The organism is Nocardia sp. NBC_01503, assembly GCF_036327755.1.
GTDB lineage: Bacteria > Actinomycetota > Actinomycetes > Mycobacteriales > Mycobacteriaceae > Nocardia.
The window spans coordinates 2,192,665-2,208,538 of the sequence record NZ_CP109596.1 but is presented as its reverse complement, the minus strand read 5'-3'; the positions used below and the strand labels follow the sequence as shown (position 1 = coordinate 2,208,538).

The window sequence follows — 15,874 nt, the reverse complement described above, 5'->3', positions numbered from 1 at the left end:
CCGTACAGTGTTCGACAACACCGCACACTGTGCGGAAAGCGTTTCCGAAGGGGATAGAAATGACTGCGAAAGATATCGCCGCGGCGGTGACTTCACCTGTGGCGCAGCGCAATCCGAAGCGCTGGCTGATTCTGATCGTGCTCTGCCTGAGCTCGCTCGTGCTGGTGATCGACAATATGGTGCTCAATGTCGCGATCCCGCAGCTCTCCACCGATCTGGGCGCCACCACCCAGGACATCCAGTGGGTCCTCGATTCCTACATCCTGGTCTTCGCGGGCCTGCTACTCACCTCGGGCAGTCTCTCGGACCGCTTCGGCCGCAGGCTGGTCATGGTGATCGGCCTGGCCCTGTTCGGCGCCGCCTCACTGCTGGCCGCCTACGCCTCCACCCCCGAGATGCTGATCGCGGCCCGGGTGGTCATGGGTATCGGTGGCGCGCTCATCATGCCGAGCACGCTCTCCATCCTGATCACCGTCTTCGACGAGCAGGAACGCCCCAAGGCGATCGCCGCCTGGAGTGCGGTGGCCATGATCGGCATGGTCGGCGGCCCGGTCATGGGTGGCGTTCTGCTCAACCACTTCTGGTGGGGTTCGGTCTTCCTGCTGAATGTCCCGATCGCGATCGTCGCCATCCTGGCCGCGCTGGCGCTCATGCCGGAGTCGAAGGGCCCGTGGACCAAGCCGGATCTGGCGGGCATGGTGCTGTCCATCGTGGGCACCACCGCACTGGTGTGGACCATTATCGAATTCCCGACCAAGGGCTTCGAGGGTGTGTGGCCGTCGCTGATCTTGGCGGTAATCGGCTTCTCCGCCTTCATCATTCGTGAGCTGAAGGCCGAACACCCGATGGTCCCGATGCACCTGTTCCGCAATCGCGTCTTCACCGGTTCCAGCTTCTCCCTGGTGCTGGTCGTGTTCGCCAATGCCGGTCTGCTGCTGGTCCTGACCCAGTACCTGCAGTTCGTCCTGGGCTACTCGCCGATCAAGACCGCGGTGGCCTTCACTCCGATGGCCCTGGCCGCACTGGTCTGCCAGGGTGTCGGTGCCGCGCTGGTCAGCAAGTGGGGTGTGCGCACCATGACCATCGGCGGCCTGCTGGTGCTGGCGGCGGGCACCGGGGTGCTCACCACGCTCACGGTCGACTCCGGGTTCTGGATGCCCGCCGTGGCCATGGCCCTGGTCGGCGGCGGCGCCGGTCTGGCCATGCCCGCCGCGATCGGCGCTCTCATGGGTGCGGTGCCGCCGGAGCAGGCCGGTGTCGGCTCGGCGCTGAACGATACGATTCAGCAGACCGGTGGCGCCTTGGGCGTGGCGGTTCTCGGTGCGATCCTGGCGAATTCGTACACCGATGGCATGCCCGAGTCGGCTCCGGACGTGGTCCGCGAGAATCTCGCCCCGGCCATCGCCAGCGGTGACGCCGCGATCGTCTCGGCGGCGCGGGATGCGTTCACCAGCGCCATGTCCACCGCCTTCACCGCGGGTGCGATCAGCGTCCTGGCCGCGTGTGTGGTCGCCTTCTTCCTGATGCGAGGCGCGAAAGCGGCTGGCGCGGTGGAGAGTCCGGTCGAGGAACTGGTCGAGGCGAGCTAACGGCGACCGCATGAAGAACTCCGCCCCCGGTGCCAGTCCCGGGGGCGGAGTTCTTTTCAGCAGCGACCGGTTATCTCTCCAGCAACTGCTCGATTCGGGTGGTGCAGAAACCCGTGATGTTCATCTCCGGCGGGAGTTGGATTCGATTCGCCATGCGCAGCAACGGAACCGACAACAGAACCGCGGCCAGGATCTCGTTGAACACCAGATTGCGCACCCGCATCCCGGTGCGCTTCTCGTAGTAGGCGATGGTCTCCTCGCGGGTCGGCGTGCCCGGCAGCGGGTCGTGCCCTTCGTAGGTGGAGCTGGCCCAGTCCAGGAACAGCATCCAGGCCAGGTCCGCCTCATGGTCGCCGAGGTACGCGATCTCCCAGTCGAGGACGCCACTGACCCGCAAGTCCTTGTCGTACAAAATGTTCGACATGCGAGCGTCGCCCCAGCACAGCACGAGATGTTCGGGTTCGTAGCGGTTGTCCCGCAAATATCCGATGGCCTTGGCGTAAGTCTCCGGAAGCGCCCCTTCGGTCGCCCAGCGCAGCGCCGCGTCCAGGTAGTTCACGATCTGTTCGATCGGCTGACCGCCATGCTTGGGCAGGGCCAGAAAGTCCAGCCCCAGTGCCCGCCAATCCAACCGGTGGATATCGGCGATGGCATCGATGCAGCCCCACCACATCCGCGACCGCTCCTCGGGCGTGGCCTCGAAGTAGTTGCCCGTCACGTGATACGACGGATAGTCGCCGGGCGCCTCGCCCGCCAGCTTGTTCATCACGAAGTACGGGCTGCCCAGGTCTTGGCCCGCCCGGTCCAGCCAGATCGGTGTCGCCACCGGAATATCGGTGGCGGCCAGCCGCTGCATGACCAGCACCTGCCGCAGCAGATCGTAGTCGGGGAACAGTGACATCTCCGGTGGCCGCCGGAAAACCAGTGGTAGCGTGCCGCTTTCGTCCTCGACCTCGAAAAGATATGTCTCAGTGGCGAAGCCGCGATCGGTGCGCTTGAAATTGCGGATCCGGGCGTCGCCGGACACCGGGAAGTTCCGGTGCACATGCGGTTCCAGTGCCGTCGCCAGCCGCTCTGCCGGCAATCGCTCGATGCTCAAACTCAGTACCCCTCGTACCCGTACTTCTCATTGCGGCCCATGAAGACCATTTCGACCAGGCCGTAGCCGACCTTGCCCTCTGTTTCGATCCGGCAGAAGGTCTCCGACAGCATGCTGACCTGCCTGAGGTCGGCGGTATCGGTGAGATCGGCGACGAAACTGTCGCTCCAGGATTCGCCCTTCCACACGCCGGAGGCATAGCCGCGGTAGGTGTCATATCCGGCCAGGCCGGGCCAGAAGTCGCCGACCGGGGTGATGCTGAATTCGCGCGACTTTCCGGCGGCGTCGATGATGGTGAAGGTGCCACCGCTGACGATTCGGAAATCGTCCCGGAAGGTCAGCTCATGGCTCGCATCGCGCACCGGTTGCGGCTCCGCGTCCGATCCGAGCGGCGCGAGGATATTGCCCTCGAAGTGCCAGCGATGCCCTTCCGGAGTCTCGCGCTGCGCGAAATGCACCAGCTCGTCCTCGAATTGGAAGATGCCCATGTAGTAGAGCACGCCGTCCGGAATCTCATTGGGCTGCAGGATGCCGCCGCCCTCGTTGATCGCGCCGCCACCACCGCCGTGCCGGGTGCCCCAGGAGTGGTCGCGCCCGAACCACCAGCTCGACGGGTCGATCTCGATCCGCTCGCCCTCGACCTCCAGGAATCCGGCGACCTGCCCGTTCTGGTAGTACCGCCGCGCGTCCTCGCGCACCCGTCCGCGGGTCCGGAAGAACGCCGGCTCCTGCTCGTAAGCCGCGAATTGCGCGTCGAATTCGAGCTCGAGCTTGATGTTGTGCTCGTTCTCGACCAGCGTCGCGCGCACCTTGCGCAGCGGCTCGACGATCTCGTAGGTGAACGGCCCGACCTGCCACGACCCGAGTCCGTCGTACCGGTCGTCGATCTGCCGGGACAGGCGCACGGTATGGGCCTTGTCGCCGATGGTGATCATGGCGTAGGCGTCGATGAGGTTGCGGTTGGGATACCGCGCCATCCCGGTCATGACGCTGACCCGCTTGGTCTTGTCGAAGCCGTACATCACCACGCGCTCGGTCCAGCGCAGATCACTCTGCTGAACGTGGTCGAAGGTGGTGGGCAGCTGATGGCAGAGCAGTTCGTCCTGGGGCGTCAACATCGACGGTGCCTCTCGGTGAGCATGTGGCCGCGGCCACATAATTCGAATACGAGGCACAGCGTATTTGAAACACGTTCTGGATGTAACCTCAAACCCAGAATTTTCCGAAGATTTTTGGAGGACCCGGTGAGCGCACCCCAGCCGATCCGCTCCGGCCCGGGGCGGCCCCGTGATCCGCAATTGGACGAACAGCTGTTGACCGCCACGCAGGAATTGCTGGTCAGCGATGGTTACCAGGCGACCACCATCGCCGCGGTCGCGCGGCGCGCGGGGGTGGTCACCACCTCGATCTACCGACGCTGGCCCAGTAAGCGGGCGCTGGTGGAGGATGCGATCTTCGCGCTCGACGAGTTCGCGCACCCCGAACCCAGTGGTGATCTGCGAGCGGATCTACTGGCCTGGACCCGACTGTTCCTGTCCGCATCGGCGCATCCGGCGGCCCGCTCGGCCATTCCCGGTCTGCTCTCGGAGTACCACGACGACCACGACAGCTACCGGCGTCTACTGGACCGCGGCGAACTCCCGACCCGGGAGGTTCTGCGCGAACTGCTGACCGGTGCGGCGGAATTGGGCCAGGCCGCGCCCGACTGCGATACCGACGCCGTCTTCGAACTATTGCGCGGTGCGACGCTGTTCCGCGCACTCACCCACGGCACCGAGGACGCCGATGCCTTCTGCGCACAGATCGCCGACGCTCTGGTCGCGGTGGCGTCGACTCCGGCCGGTCAGCGTATGAGCCCGAACCAGTAGATCGCGCAGGCCAACAGAAAGACGACCACTGTTTCCATCGTCGGATCCAATCTCCTTGGCGCACTTGCTTCAACGATACTCGTGAACAAGATCGCCGGGCGGCGACCCGGCATTACCGGAACGCACCGAACCGGCCGCCCTGGAGCACGACCCGACACCCCTCGTGGACGGGTCGTGCCCCAGCGTTCCCCCGGCCGGGCTCGACGCCGGGCGGACCCGGCGTCGAGGACAACGATGCGGCCCGGCCCTTGGCACGGCCTTAACAAGATCTTGCAATTCGAGGAAACGCCGTAGACCAGCAGACACGCCGGTCAAAAGGACTAAATTCGGCCAATCCGGCGCGCCTGGTCGGCGCTGCGCGTGTCGCCCGCACTATGGCTGCTGTCAAGACGCGGAACTCTCAGGAGGCGCATGTGAAATTGTGGCGATCCCGCTGGTGCCGGGCGGCGCTACTGCCCACGCTGGTGGGTGCTACCGCGGTGGCCGGGCCGTTGGCCAGGGCCGATATCGGCACCGAATTACCCCTGATAATCGATGTCAGCACCCCTGCCGCCGGACAGTGCGACGGCGCGCTACACGGCACCACGGCCGTGTACTTCCCGCCGGGCGTGCCCGCACACGCCGATGTGGAGTGGCGCATTCTCGGTGGCGGACAACCGATTCGCACCGGCATCACCCCGGTGAACAGTGATGTGGTGACGGTCGGATTCGATATCCGCCAGGACGAGCTACCCGCGGACGGCCGACTACGCGTGGACGCCCGCGCGAGAGTGCCCGGCGGCGCGGTCGGCGGCTACGGCAAGCCGTGGAATCTACGGGTGAGCCGCGAATGCCGTCCGCTGCACGTGGTTTCGGCGGGCGACTCGGTGACCTGGGGGCAGGGGCTGGGCTTGGATCGCACCTTCGCCGACCTCACCGCCGAGACGCTCGGCACGCAGACCGGCCGCACCGCCCGATTACACGACTATTCGGTCTCCGGCGCCGCGCTGGACGCGCCCGCCCTGCACGCCGATACCGAGGACGCCGACTGTCCGGTCGATGCCAAGACCACCGACGAATCCGGCACCGACCGATTACCCGATGTGTTCTGCCAATTGGAACAGGCCGGAACCGAGGCCCGAGCGGGCGGTTATCCGGTGGATCTGGTGCTACTCGACGGCTGTATCAACGATCTGGATCCGCTCTTCGGCATTCCGGTCGGCCTCACCCCCGGCACCAAGGATGTGACCGCAGCGGTGCGGCGCGAATGCGGGGGAGCGGGGGCCGAGGCGGACAATCCGGCCGCGCATGTCCCGTATTTCAGCGGTGCGAAGCTCGGCTACGGCGGGCGCGGTATGCGCGCCGCCATCGAGAAGGCACACGCCCTGCCCGGTAGTCCGAAGGTGTTGGTATCCAACTACTTCCACGGTGAGGACGCGCCCGATGCCCCGGAGGCGCTGCGCGCCCGCTGGTCCGAGTTCATCCGGGTATCGGCCGAAACCTTCCGGCAGGCGGCGGAGCAGGCCAATACCGCCGCGGGCGAGGTGTACGCGGTCGCCGCCGACGGGTTGGTCAGCCAGGGCAACGGTGATCACGGCCCGTGGATGAATCCGCTGGGCGATGAGGAGGTTTCGCTCCGCCTGCTGGCCTGTCCGCATATCGAAGCGCCGCCGCAGTGCCGTACCGCCGCGGTCAGTCATGCGGATGTGGACGGCGCGCGGGAGTTCGCCAAAACCTTCCTGCTCAATCCGGCGGTGCGCGAATGGTTCGGTGGCGGTGGACCTTCGGGCAGCGGGTTCACCGTGTCGAAGACGACCGGACCGGCCGGGACGACGGTGGAATTCGACGGTGCGCCCGCGGGCGGCGCGATTCGCCAGTACGACTGGTACTTCGGCGATGGCGCGCACGCCACCACGGACGGTCCGGAGGTCGCGCACGCCTACCGGGATCCGGGGCCGAATCTGCCGCGCCTGGTGGTCACCGATATGACCGGGCGGCGGGCCATGTACGAACTCCAGGAGCCGATCGTCATCGGCTGAGGGTCGAACCGCCCTGTACGGAGTCAGTTGTGCAGGGCGGCGGCCAATTCCGCGATGGCGCTGTCGGTCACCGGATATCCGGGGAAGTAGCAGCACACTCGGGAAATCCTGTCCCCGTAGCGATTCCGGATCCGCGCCGCGCATTCGGCGGGTGTTCCGCTCACCGTCAGCGCGTCCACCATCGGATCATCGATCAAACCGGCCATCTCCCGCCAGCGGCCCTGTTTGGAGAGCAGATTGAGCTCCGGCTGTAGCTCCGCCCAGCCTTCCACCTCGAGCACCGGGCGATAGGACGGCGTGGACCCGTAGAACGCGAGCAGATTGCGCACCGACCGCCGTGCCTCGTCCAGCTCCTGTTCGGTATTCCCCATGGCCACAATGGCTTCGACGATGATCTCGAACGGCCGATCGGATCCGGCCAGCCCCCGGTCCACCGCGGGCAGGGTGCGTTCCCGGAAGTGCCGCTCGGTATTGAACGGCATGACCAGCAGTCCGTCCGCCACCCGCGCCGCCATCTCGGTCATGCGCGGTCCGAGCGCACCCACCAGCACCGGCGGCACGCCGTGCGGATTGGGTCCCGGATCGAAGTTCGGCGGCATCAGCGTGTGCTGCCAGAACTCCCCGCGGTAGTCGAGTCGCTCGCCGGTCTGCCAGGCGCGCAGGATCTCCCGAACCGCCGCGACGGTATCGCCGAGTCGATCCACCGGCCGCGACCAGGTGCTGCCGTACCGCCGCTCGATGTGCGGCCGGATCTGCGAGCCCAGTCCGAGCCGAAAACGCCCGCCGGACAACGTCTGTAGGTCATATGCCGCATGTGCGAGATGAACAGGACTGCGCGGGAACGCGATTGCCACATTGGTCATGAGGCCGAGCCCGGACCCGGCGGCCAGGGTGAGCGGGAAGAACACATCGTGCGCACCCTCGAAGGTGAACACCCCGTCCACCCCCAGCTCGCGCAATCGCGCTGCCCGGGTGGCGGATTCGGCGAGCGGGCTGTTCAGCCACACATCCAGCGGCAGCGCTGCCATGATTTCCTCTCGAAAGCAGAACTCCGCCCCGGGGCGCTGATGGTGCAGGCCCGGGGCGGAGCATGGTCACCGCAGGTCGTGGTTGGGTGACCGGCGGTTCCGCGGCTACAAGGGAAGTAACAGCGCCGCGGAATCGCCGTCCGGTGCGGCGAACTACGCGCCGATGAACTCCGCGGCCTTCTCGCCGATCATGTAGCTCGGGGCATTGGTATTGCCGCCGGTGATGCTGGGCATGATCGAGGCATCGGCCACGCGCAGGCCCTCGATGCCGTTCACCTTCAGGGTCGGGTCGACCACGGCGCGCTCGTCCACACCCATGCGGCAGGTGCCGACCGGGTGGTAGATGGAGTGCACGCGGTTGGGGAGTTCGGCGCGCAGCGCGGACTCGTCCTGCAGGGCGGGTCCGGGGGCGAGCTCCTCGGTCCAGTCCTTGGCGATGCTGTTGTGCGCCATGATCTCCCGGATCATCCGAATGCCCTCGACGAGAAATTCGGTATCCCGCGGATCGCTCAGGTAGCCCGGGTCGATGAGCGGCGAGGCGAACGGATCGTTCGAGGCCAGTCGCAGATCGCCGCGGCTCTTGGGGTAGATGAGGCTCGGGAAGATGGTGAAGCCGGGGCGGCGATCGACCAGGTGCAGCTTGTCCTCATCCTGGTTGGGGATGGGGTAGCTCCACGGCAGGGTGTGGATCTGCATATCCGGGTAGTCGCCGTCGGCGAACTTGGTCTTGACGAAGCCGCACGCCTCGAAGACCGTGCGCCCCATCCAGGAGCTGCCCGGGCGGGCCAGTTCCTGCATGATGCCGCTGGCGAAGTGGGTCGGAATACCGCGGTGGATGGCCTTCTTGGAGATGAAGGTCATCGGGACGAACAGGTGGTCGTGCAGGTTCTGGCCGACCGGCAGGTCCGCCACCACGTCGATACCGAGCTCGCGCAGGTGTCCGGCCGGGCCGATGCCCGAGAGCATGAGCAGCTGCGGCGAGCCGACGACGCCACCGGAGACGATGACCTCCTTGGCGGCGCGCACGATCCGGCGGCTGCCGTTCTTCTCGGCGAGCTCGACGCCGGTGGCGCGGCCGTTCTCGATCACGATCCGGGTGACGTGCACATGGGTGAGCACGGTCAGGTTCGAGTTCGGCATATCGGTGATGAAGCCGCGCGAGGAGCTGTAGCGCAGACCGTTCTTGACGCTCTGCTGGAAGATCGAGATGCCCTCCTGCGATGCGCCGTTGTAGTCCTCGATGATCGGCGCGCCGAGGGTCTCGGAGGCGGCGACCATGAACTGCTGGGCGATCGGGGTCAGGTCCTGCTGGCGGGTGACCTCGATGGGGCCGCCCGCGCCGCGCAGTTCGCTCGCGCCGTCCTGCCAGTTCTCCAGGCTCTTGTAGGCCGGGAGCACATCCTCGTAGCTCCAGCCGGTATTGCCTTCGGCGGCCCAGGAGTCGAAGTTGGCGCGGTTACCGCGCACGTAGAGCATGCCGTTGACGGAGCTGGAGCCGCCGAGCACCTTGCCGCGGGTCATCGGGATCAGGCGGTCGTTGGCGTGCTTCTGCGGGGTGGAGAACTGCTTCCACGTCACGCGCTTCTTCAGCTGCGGGACGGTGTGCACCATGCTGATCGCGCCCGGCATGGTGACCATGCGGGTGTTGTCCTTGCGGCCGGCCTCCAACAGGATCACGCTGGCGCCGCGTTGGGCGAGTCGGCCCGCCACCACGGCGCCGGCGCTGCCCGAACCAACAACGACGTAATCGGCTTCGGTCGCGGAATCCCCGGAGCGCGGAGAAGCGGTCATTCTTCGTTACCTCATCCTCGAGTGTGCCTGCGGTCACTGTAGAACAAGTTCTAGTCTGCGCACAGATTGGGCAGGGTGTCCACTTGTTCTTCAGATTCTGCCGGTTTGCTGGCTCAAGCCGGTTGCCGGGGTAGGCGAAACCCGGTCCGCCGCACCCGTCCACGTGGTTCAATCGATGTGAAACACGTTTCAGTTTCGCGATCATAGCGGCAATATGCGCGAGGAGGAACAGTGTCTGTTCCGTCGCTACCGGCAGGCTTCGATTTCACCGATCCGGCCCTGTGGGCCGATCACAGTCCAGCCGCGGAGTTTGCCGCGCTCAGGCGCACCACACCGGTCTGGTGGAATGCCCAGACACCCGAACAGGCAGCGCCATTCACCGACGCGGGTTTCTGGGCGATCACCCGATACGAGGATGTCAAGGAGGTGTCCCGCAGACCGGACATCTGGTCCTCGCACGAAAAGGGTTCCATCATCCGGATGCCTGCGGATTCGCTACCCGAACAGTTGGAACTGTCACGAAGTGCGTTGCTGATCAATATGGATCCGCCGAAACACACCAAGATCCGGCGGATCATCTCCCAGGGCTTCACACCGCGCGCGGTGGAGGGGCTGCGCAAAGCGCTCACCGAACGCGCCGCGGCTATTGTCGCCGAGGCGAAGAAGACCGGCGGCGGAGATTTCGTGGAGCAGGTGGCCTGCGAACTTCCGCTACAGGCCATCGCCGAACTGCTCGGGGTGCCGCAACACGATCGGCACAAGCTCTTCGCCTGGTCGAATCAGCTGTTGAACTTCGACGACCCGGAGTTCGCCGGGGCGAATATGACCGCCAATGCCGAACTGCTCGGCTACGCCTACAACCTGGCTGAACAGCGCCGTGCCTGTCCTGCCGACGATATCGTCACCAAGCTGGTGACCGTCGATATCGACGGGGAGGCACTGGGTTCGGACGAATTCGGATTCTTCGTCATCCTGCTGTCGGTGGCGGGCAACGAAACCACCCGCAATGCCATCACGCACGGAATGAAGGCATTCGTCGACTATCCGGAGCAGTGGGAACTGTATCGAGAACGGCGCCCGCGCACCGCACCCGACGAAATCGTGCGCTGGGCAACACCGGTCACCTCATTCCAGCGCACCGCTCTGTGCGATACCGAACTCGGCGGGCAGAAGATCCGGCAGGGTGATCGGGTCGGATTGTTCTACAGCTCAGCCAATTTCGACGAGGACGTGTTCGAGCGGCCATTCGAATTCGATGTGCTGCGCGATCCGAATCCGCACGTCGGGTTCGGTGGGACCGGTGCGCACTTCTGCGTCGGCGCGAATCTGGCGCGGCTGGAGATAGACCTGATGTTCAATGCCATCGCCGATGCCATGCCCCGGATCAGCGAGGACGAACCGCCGCAGCGATTGCGGGCGGGCTGGATCAACGGCATCAAACACTGGCAGGTCCGGTACGAGTGAGGCGCTCGAATATGGGTGGTCCGGCGACCTCGCCGAACCCGTTCTATATTCGAGGACGTGACCTCACTTCGCGATATTCCGCTGCAGACCCTGGCCGATAAGCCCACCACGCTCGCCGAACTGGCCGCCGACCAGGTGGTCCTGCTGGTCAATGTCGCCTCCAAATGCGGCCTGACCCCGCAGTACACCGGTCTGGTGGAACTCCAGCAGACGTACGGCCCGCGCGGATTCACCGTGATCGGCGCACCCTGCAATCAGTTCATGGGCCAGGAGCCCGGCAGCTCCGAGGAGATCGCCGAATTCTGCTCCACCACCTACGGTGTGGACTTCCCGCTGCTGGAGAAGCTGGAGGTGAACGGTGACGGCGCGCACCCGCTCTACCGTGAGCTGACCCAGGTCGCCGACGCTGACGGCACCGCCGGTGACGTGCAGTGGAACTTCGAGAAGTTCCTGCTCGGCCGCGACGGCACCGTGCTCGCCCGCATCCGTCCCCGCACCGAGCCGACCGACCCGTCGGTGATCGCGGCCATCGAAGGCGCGCTCTAGCCAGATTACGCGGTGCGCCTGCGATAGCGCACCGCACACGGCTGTTCCAGCTGCACGACCATCTTCGAATGGTCGTTGCGGTAGGTGTCGGACGGCTGGGCGAGCTCGAACTCCCAGTCGCGCAACAGAATCGAGAAGATCGCCTTCAGCTGCATGAGCGCGAAGGCGGCTCCGACACAGCGATGCCGTCCGGCGCCGAACGGGATCCAGGTCCAGCGATTGAGCAGATCCTCCTGATTCGGGTCGATATAGCGGCCCGGATCGAAGGTGTCGGGATTCGGGAAGTCCTCCGGAATCCGGTTGGAGACAGCGGGTGTCGCCGCCACCAGGTCGCCGGGTGCGATGCGATTGCCGCAGACCTCGAACTCGTCCTGGGCCACGCGCATCAGAATGATCAGCGGCGGATGCATGCGCAGTACCTCTTTGAGGACCGCCTCCAACCGTGGAATCTGCCGCAGCGCATGGAAACTCACATCCGCGCCGTCCGCGAAGAGCTCATCGAGTTCAGCCACGACCGCTGCCAGCACATCCGGATTCCGCAGCAGTTCGATAATCGTCCAGGCCGCCGTCCCCGAGGTCGTATGGTGCCCCGCGAACATCATCGAAATGAAGATCCCGGTGATCTCGCTGGCCGAGAACCGCGGCTGCCCGCTCTCGTCCGGCACCGATACCAGGACATCGAGCATATCCCGATCCTCTTTGCCCACAGGCGGATTCGCGAGCCGTCCCGCCATGATGTGGCGCACCAACTTCACCAGTTGATGCCGGGCCTCGTCACGGCGCCGGAAGCTTTCGATCGGCGCGTTCGGATCCACATAGCAGTAGGCGTCGGTGCCCTGCTCCAGCTCGTGATAGAGATGCGCGAACCGCTCGTCCAGCTCCTCTCGGAACTTGGTGCCGATCAGGCAGGCCGAGGACGTGTAAATGGTCAGTTCGGCGAAGAATTCGAGCAGATCGATCTCGCCGGAGTCGCCCCAGGACGCCAGCATCCGATCCACCTCACGGGCGATGGTGGTGGCGTGCCCGCGCATCTGATCACCGCGCAGTGCCGTGTTGTGCAGCATCTCCTTGCGGCGCTCCGGTGGCGCGTCGAAGACCACGCCCTCCCCGAAGATCGGCTTCATGAACGGGTAGGCGGCCGCCTGATCCAAGTCCTCGTCACCGGCGCGGAAGAAGAACTCGTTGGCCTGCGCACCGGACAGCAGGATGACATCCCGTGAGGCCAGTCGAAATGATCCGATATCCCCGCATTCGGCGCGCACCCGGGCCATGAGGGCGATGGGATCGGTCCGGAACTCCTCGAGGTGGCCGTGCTCGTGCTCGCCGCCCGAGACCTGCCGTGGCTTGACAAAGGTCATCGGAAATACCTCCCGCACTGGAGCAGACACCTGTCTGGACGGTACTACGGGAGTGATTGCACGGCAAGGGATCTCAGTCGCGGAATATCAGTCACGCAATGCGCGCAGCGCGGATTTCTCCAGCAGATCCGCGATTTCGGCATACGAGGCGTACCCCATGCCCGCGCGCAGCAGTGCGCCCGCGTACAGCATTTCCAGGGTGTCCACGACCTCCGGATCGGCGTCCGCGCCGAGCGCGTCGACCAGCCGCTGCCGAATCTCGGCCCCGATCCGCAACCGCAGATGCGCCACATCGGGATCGGTCCCCAGCAGCGCGCTCGTCACCGCACCCGCCAGCGCCGGTTCATCCGCCATCAGCATGGCGATCTGCCGCAGCGCCGCGACCACCCGCACCGTACTGTCCGCATCCTCCAGCGCGGGCGCCGGGGTGGAGGCCAGTCGGCGCCAGAACATCTCCGCGACCAGGTGTTCCTTGGACGAGAAGTAGGTGTAGGCGGTAGCTGTGCCCACCCCCGCGGAGGCGGCGACCATCCGCACGGTGAGCCCGGCGAACCCCTCCCGCGAGAGCACCTCCATCGCCGCCCGGGTGAGCCGGTCGACGGTATCGGCCTGCTTCTCGGTGAGGCGGCGGCGGGTCGCCTCGAGGCTTACCACCGGGCGGTCGGAGAGGGAATCAGACACGTGTCCGGATGCTACTATGGGTCCGCTCTCCGGGCAACTCGCCGATGCGTATTCCGTATCAATGCGCGCGCCCCAGAAAGGTTTTCGTATGACACGGGCTGACATTTCCGCCGACGCCGCTGAACTGTTCGCATTGGCCGAAGAAATCACCGGATTCATGCCGCCGGGAGAAGGCCGCGCACTGTACGAAGCCGCTCGCACCTATGCGGGGGACGGGACCATTCTGGAGATCGGGACCTACTGCGGTAAGTCCGCCATCTATCTGGGCGCCGCGGCTCGGGAGACCGGTGCGACCGTGTTCACCGTCGATCATCACGGTGGCTCGGAGGAGCATCAGCCGGGCTGGGAGTATCACGACACCAGCCTGGTGGATCCGGAGACCGGGGTGTTCGATACGGTAACGACGTTCCGGCGCAATATGATTCGCGCGGGACTGACCGAGACGGTGATCGGGATCATCGGTTCTTCTACTGCGGCGGCACGCATTTGGCGTACACCGTTGCGGCTGCTGTTCGTCGACGGTGGGCATACCGAAGAGGCGGCGCAGCGGGATTACGACAACTGGGCGCATTGGGTAGCCGGGGGTGGACTGCTGGCCATTCATGACGTTTTTCCCGATCCGGCCGATGGCGGGCAGGCTCCGTACAACATTTATCGGCGGGCGTTGGACTCCGGGAAGTTCCGTGAGCTTTCGGTTACCGGGTCGCTGCGGATTTTGCAGCGTAATGCCGCCTGTAACTGACGAATCTTGTTGATTGCCAGGAGTTTACGCGGCGTGTTCGGTTGGTTATGATCGCGTGTCGCTTGTGCGGCGACTAAAATCGAATGCATGAGCGAAACTGCTGTTGAGGGGCTTACCGGCTATCAGCTGGTGGAGCGGCTCGCGGCGGTGCACTCGGTGATTGCTGCCAAACAGGCCGAGGAAGCTGCGTTGATGACTCGGCTTTATCGGTTGCGGCGGGAGCAGCAGCTCGAGGTTGGCGTGCGCGCCGTGTATGCGGGGGAAGATGCCGCTACGGAAATCGGTGTGGTGCTCAAGGTTTCGCAGCGGCATGCGGATGGGGTGATCGCGCTCGGGTTGTCGCTGGAGGCGCGGTTGCCGAATACCCGGGATGCGTTCGCCGCGGGTCGCATCGACCTCATGCGGGCTCGTGCCATTCATGAAGTGCTCAACAATGCTTCGGATGAGCTTGTGGCGCTGGTGGAACCGCGTATCGCGGTCTACGCGGAGAATGCCGAACCTTCCCGGGTGAAGCGCACTTTGCGTCGCTGGCTGCTCGAGCTCGACCCCGCTGGACAGACCACGCGCCGCAAGGCCGCCGAGGCGGATCGCTACGTGAACGTGAAGGCCGCCGATGACGGCACCGCGATTCTCGACGGCGTGCTGCCCGCCCACGGCGCGCAGACCCTTTACGAGCGTCTGCGTGAAATGGCGAATACCCAGTGCTGTACCAAGGATCCACGCACCACCAACCAGCGCCGCGCCGACGCCCTTGTCGCGCTCGCCGACGGCAGTGGTCGTCTGGCCTGCCAGTGCGGTATGGACACCTGCCCGCGCGCGGGTGACGAGAAGCCCGCGCCCGCGCGGAAAGCCCTTGTACAGGTGGGTGTCTCGGCGGAGACGCTCGCCGGGCTCCAGGACAACCCGGCGCTGCTGGCTGCCTTCGGTGCCATCGATCCCGAGCTGGCTCGCAAGATCGCCCAGTACGCCAACTTCGACATCATTCCCGCGGCCGCACCCGTGGCTGTCGACGATGCCGCTTCCGGTAGTGCCGCAGATGCCGCTCCCGGAACTGCTGCCAGCGCCGCTCCAGCCGAGCCGGAGGTTGCGGCGGAGCAGCGGTATCGCCCCGGCGTTCGGCTGGCTGGTCGGGTGCGGGCGCTCGATGGTGCGTGTCGTGCGCCGGGCTGTGGAGTGCCCGCGATGGCCACCGATCTCGACCACCAGGACCGGTTTGATCACCGGGATCCGGAAAACGGGGGTCGCACAACGGAATCCAATCTCGGATGTCGTTGTCGCCGACACCATCGGCTCAAGACTCTCGCCGACAACGGAGCGAATGGTTGGCAGGTCGTGCACCACTCGGATCGCCGCGTGGAATGGCGCTCGCCCACCGGGGGAACCATCACCACCTCACCCGAGGGCGCGAAGTTCCTTTTCCCTCGCATCCCGATACCCGTCGTCACCGCAGGCGGGGTTCCGGAACCGGAACCTATCGAGCCACTGATAAATCCCGGTCGTGCGGTCAATGAACTCACTGAGCTGGTTCATGTCTACTGCACGCCATCGCAGCGGAGGCGGAAGCCCCAGCGGGTGAATGCCCCAGCCGTTCCCGGCTATGGGGATATCGCACCGTTCTAGGTGGTATTGCTCTGCCCTGCACCCGGGATGTACCCGGGGCCTTCGTAGCCGAATACCGTACGGGACATCA

At 65.4% G+C, this 15,874-nt stretch carries 13 protein-coding genes; 7 read left to right on the top strand and 6 right to left on the bottom strand.

From position 1 onward, the window contains the following. Positions 1 to 59: 59 nt before the first annotated feature. Entirely contained in the window at positions 60 to 1,589 is a 1,530-nt protein-coding gene (locus tag OHB26_RS09980) for an MFS transporter (protein ID WP_330183907.1), read from the top strand. A gap of 70 nt (positions 1,590 to 1,659) precedes the next feature. Here OHB26_RS09980 and OHB26_RS09975 read toward each other — a convergent pair whose 3' ends face one another. Beyond that, positions 1,660 to 2,688, bottom strand: coding sequence for a phosphotransferase family protein (locus OHB26_RS09975; RefSeq protein WP_330183906.1), 1,029 nt, complete (start codon positions 2,686 to 2,688; stop codon positions 1,660 to 1,662). A 2-nt stretch (positions 2,689 to 2,690) separates the two neighbouring features. Then, the gene (locus OHB26_RS09970) at positions 2,691 to 3,806 is read right to left on the bottom strand and encodes a hypothetical protein (protein ID WP_330183905.1); all 1,116 of its coding nucleotides are present in this window, start codon (positions 3,804 to 3,806) and stop codon (positions 2,691 to 2,693) included. A gap of 126 nt (positions 3,807 to 3,932) precedes the next feature. On the opposite strand from OHB26_RS09970, the gene OHB26_RS09965 reads away from it, so the two are divergent. After that, positions 3,933 to 4,556 carry a TetR/AcrR family transcriptional regulator gene (locus OHB26_RS09965; RefSeq protein WP_330183904.1) on the top strand — a complete coding sequence of 208 codons (624 nt, stop codon included), beginning with the start codon at positions 3,933 to 3,935 and terminating at the stop codon, positions 4,554 to 4,556. 413 nt (positions 4,557 to 4,969) lie between these two features. Beyond that, entirely contained in the window at positions 4,970 to 6,574 is a 1,605-nt protein-coding gene (locus tag OHB26_RS09960) for a PKD domain-containing protein (RefSeq protein ID WP_330183903.1), read from the top strand. Between the two features lie 23 nt (positions 6,575 to 6,597). Here OHB26_RS09960 and OHB26_RS09955 read toward each other — a convergent pair whose 3' ends face one another. Then, positions 6,598 to 7,593 carry a TIGR03617 family F420-dependent LLM class oxidoreductase gene (locus OHB26_RS09955; RefSeq protein WP_330185566.1) on the bottom strand — a complete coding sequence of 332 codons (996 nt, stop codon included), beginning with the start codon at positions 7,591 to 7,593 and terminating at the stop codon, positions 6,598 to 6,600. Between the two features lie 162 nt (positions 7,594 to 7,755). Then, complete coding sequence (locus OHB26_RS09950; RefSeq protein ID WP_330183902.1) at positions 7,756 to 9,393, bottom strand: GMC family oxidoreductase; 1,638 nt, start codon at positions 9,391 to 9,393, stop codon at positions 7,756 to 7,758. 231 nt (positions 9,394 to 9,624) lie between these two features. Between OHB26_RS09950 and OHB26_RS09945 the strand changes: the two genes are divergently transcribed. Together OHB26_RS09945 and OHB26_RS09940 are read left to right on the top strand one after the other, a co-directional pair. After that, on the top strand, positions 9,625 to 10,857 hold the full coding sequence (locus tag OHB26_RS09945; protein ID WP_330183901.1) for a cytochrome P450: 1,233 nt from the start codon (positions 9,625 to 9,627) through the stop codon (positions 10,855 to 10,857). A 57-nt stretch (positions 10,858 to 10,914) separates the two neighbouring features. Further along, the gene (locus OHB26_RS09940) at positions 10,915 to 11,403 is read left to right on the top strand and encodes a glutathione peroxidase (protein WP_330183900.1); all 489 of its coding nucleotides are present in this window, start codon (positions 10,915 to 10,917) and stop codon (positions 11,401 to 11,403) included. Between the two features lie 5 nt (positions 11,404 to 11,408). Here OHB26_RS09940 and OHB26_RS09935 read toward each other — a convergent pair whose 3' ends face one another. Both OHB26_RS09935 and OHB26_RS09930 read right to left on the bottom strand, forming a co-directional pair. Beyond that, the gene (locus OHB26_RS09935; RefSeq protein WP_330183899.1) at positions 11,409 to 12,761 is read right to left on the bottom strand and encodes a cytochrome P450; all 1,353 of its coding nucleotides are present in this window, start codon (positions 12,759 to 12,761) and stop codon (positions 11,409 to 11,411) included. A gap of 87 nt (positions 12,762 to 12,848) precedes the next feature. After that, a complete protein-coding gene (locus OHB26_RS09930; protein ID WP_330183898.1) occupies positions 12,849 to 13,442 on the bottom strand; it encodes a TetR/AcrR family transcriptional regulator in 594 nt (197 codons plus the stop codon). 88 nt (positions 13,443 to 13,530) lie between these two features. Here OHB26_RS09930 and OHB26_RS09925 point away from each other — a divergent pair, with 88 nt between their 5' ends. Beyond that, entirely contained in the window at positions 13,531 to 14,184 is a 654-nt protein-coding gene (locus OHB26_RS09925; RefSeq protein ID WP_330183897.1) for a class I SAM-dependent methyltransferase, read from the top strand. An 87-nt stretch (positions 14,185 to 14,271) separates the two neighbouring features. Next, the gene (locus tag OHB26_RS09920; RefSeq protein ID WP_330183896.1) at positions 14,272 to 15,804 is read left to right on the top strand and encodes an HNH endonuclease signature motif containing protein; all 1,533 of its coding nucleotides are present in this window, start codon (positions 14,272 to 14,274) and stop codon (positions 15,802 to 15,804) included. Positions 15,805 to 15,874: the final 70 nt, after the last annotated feature.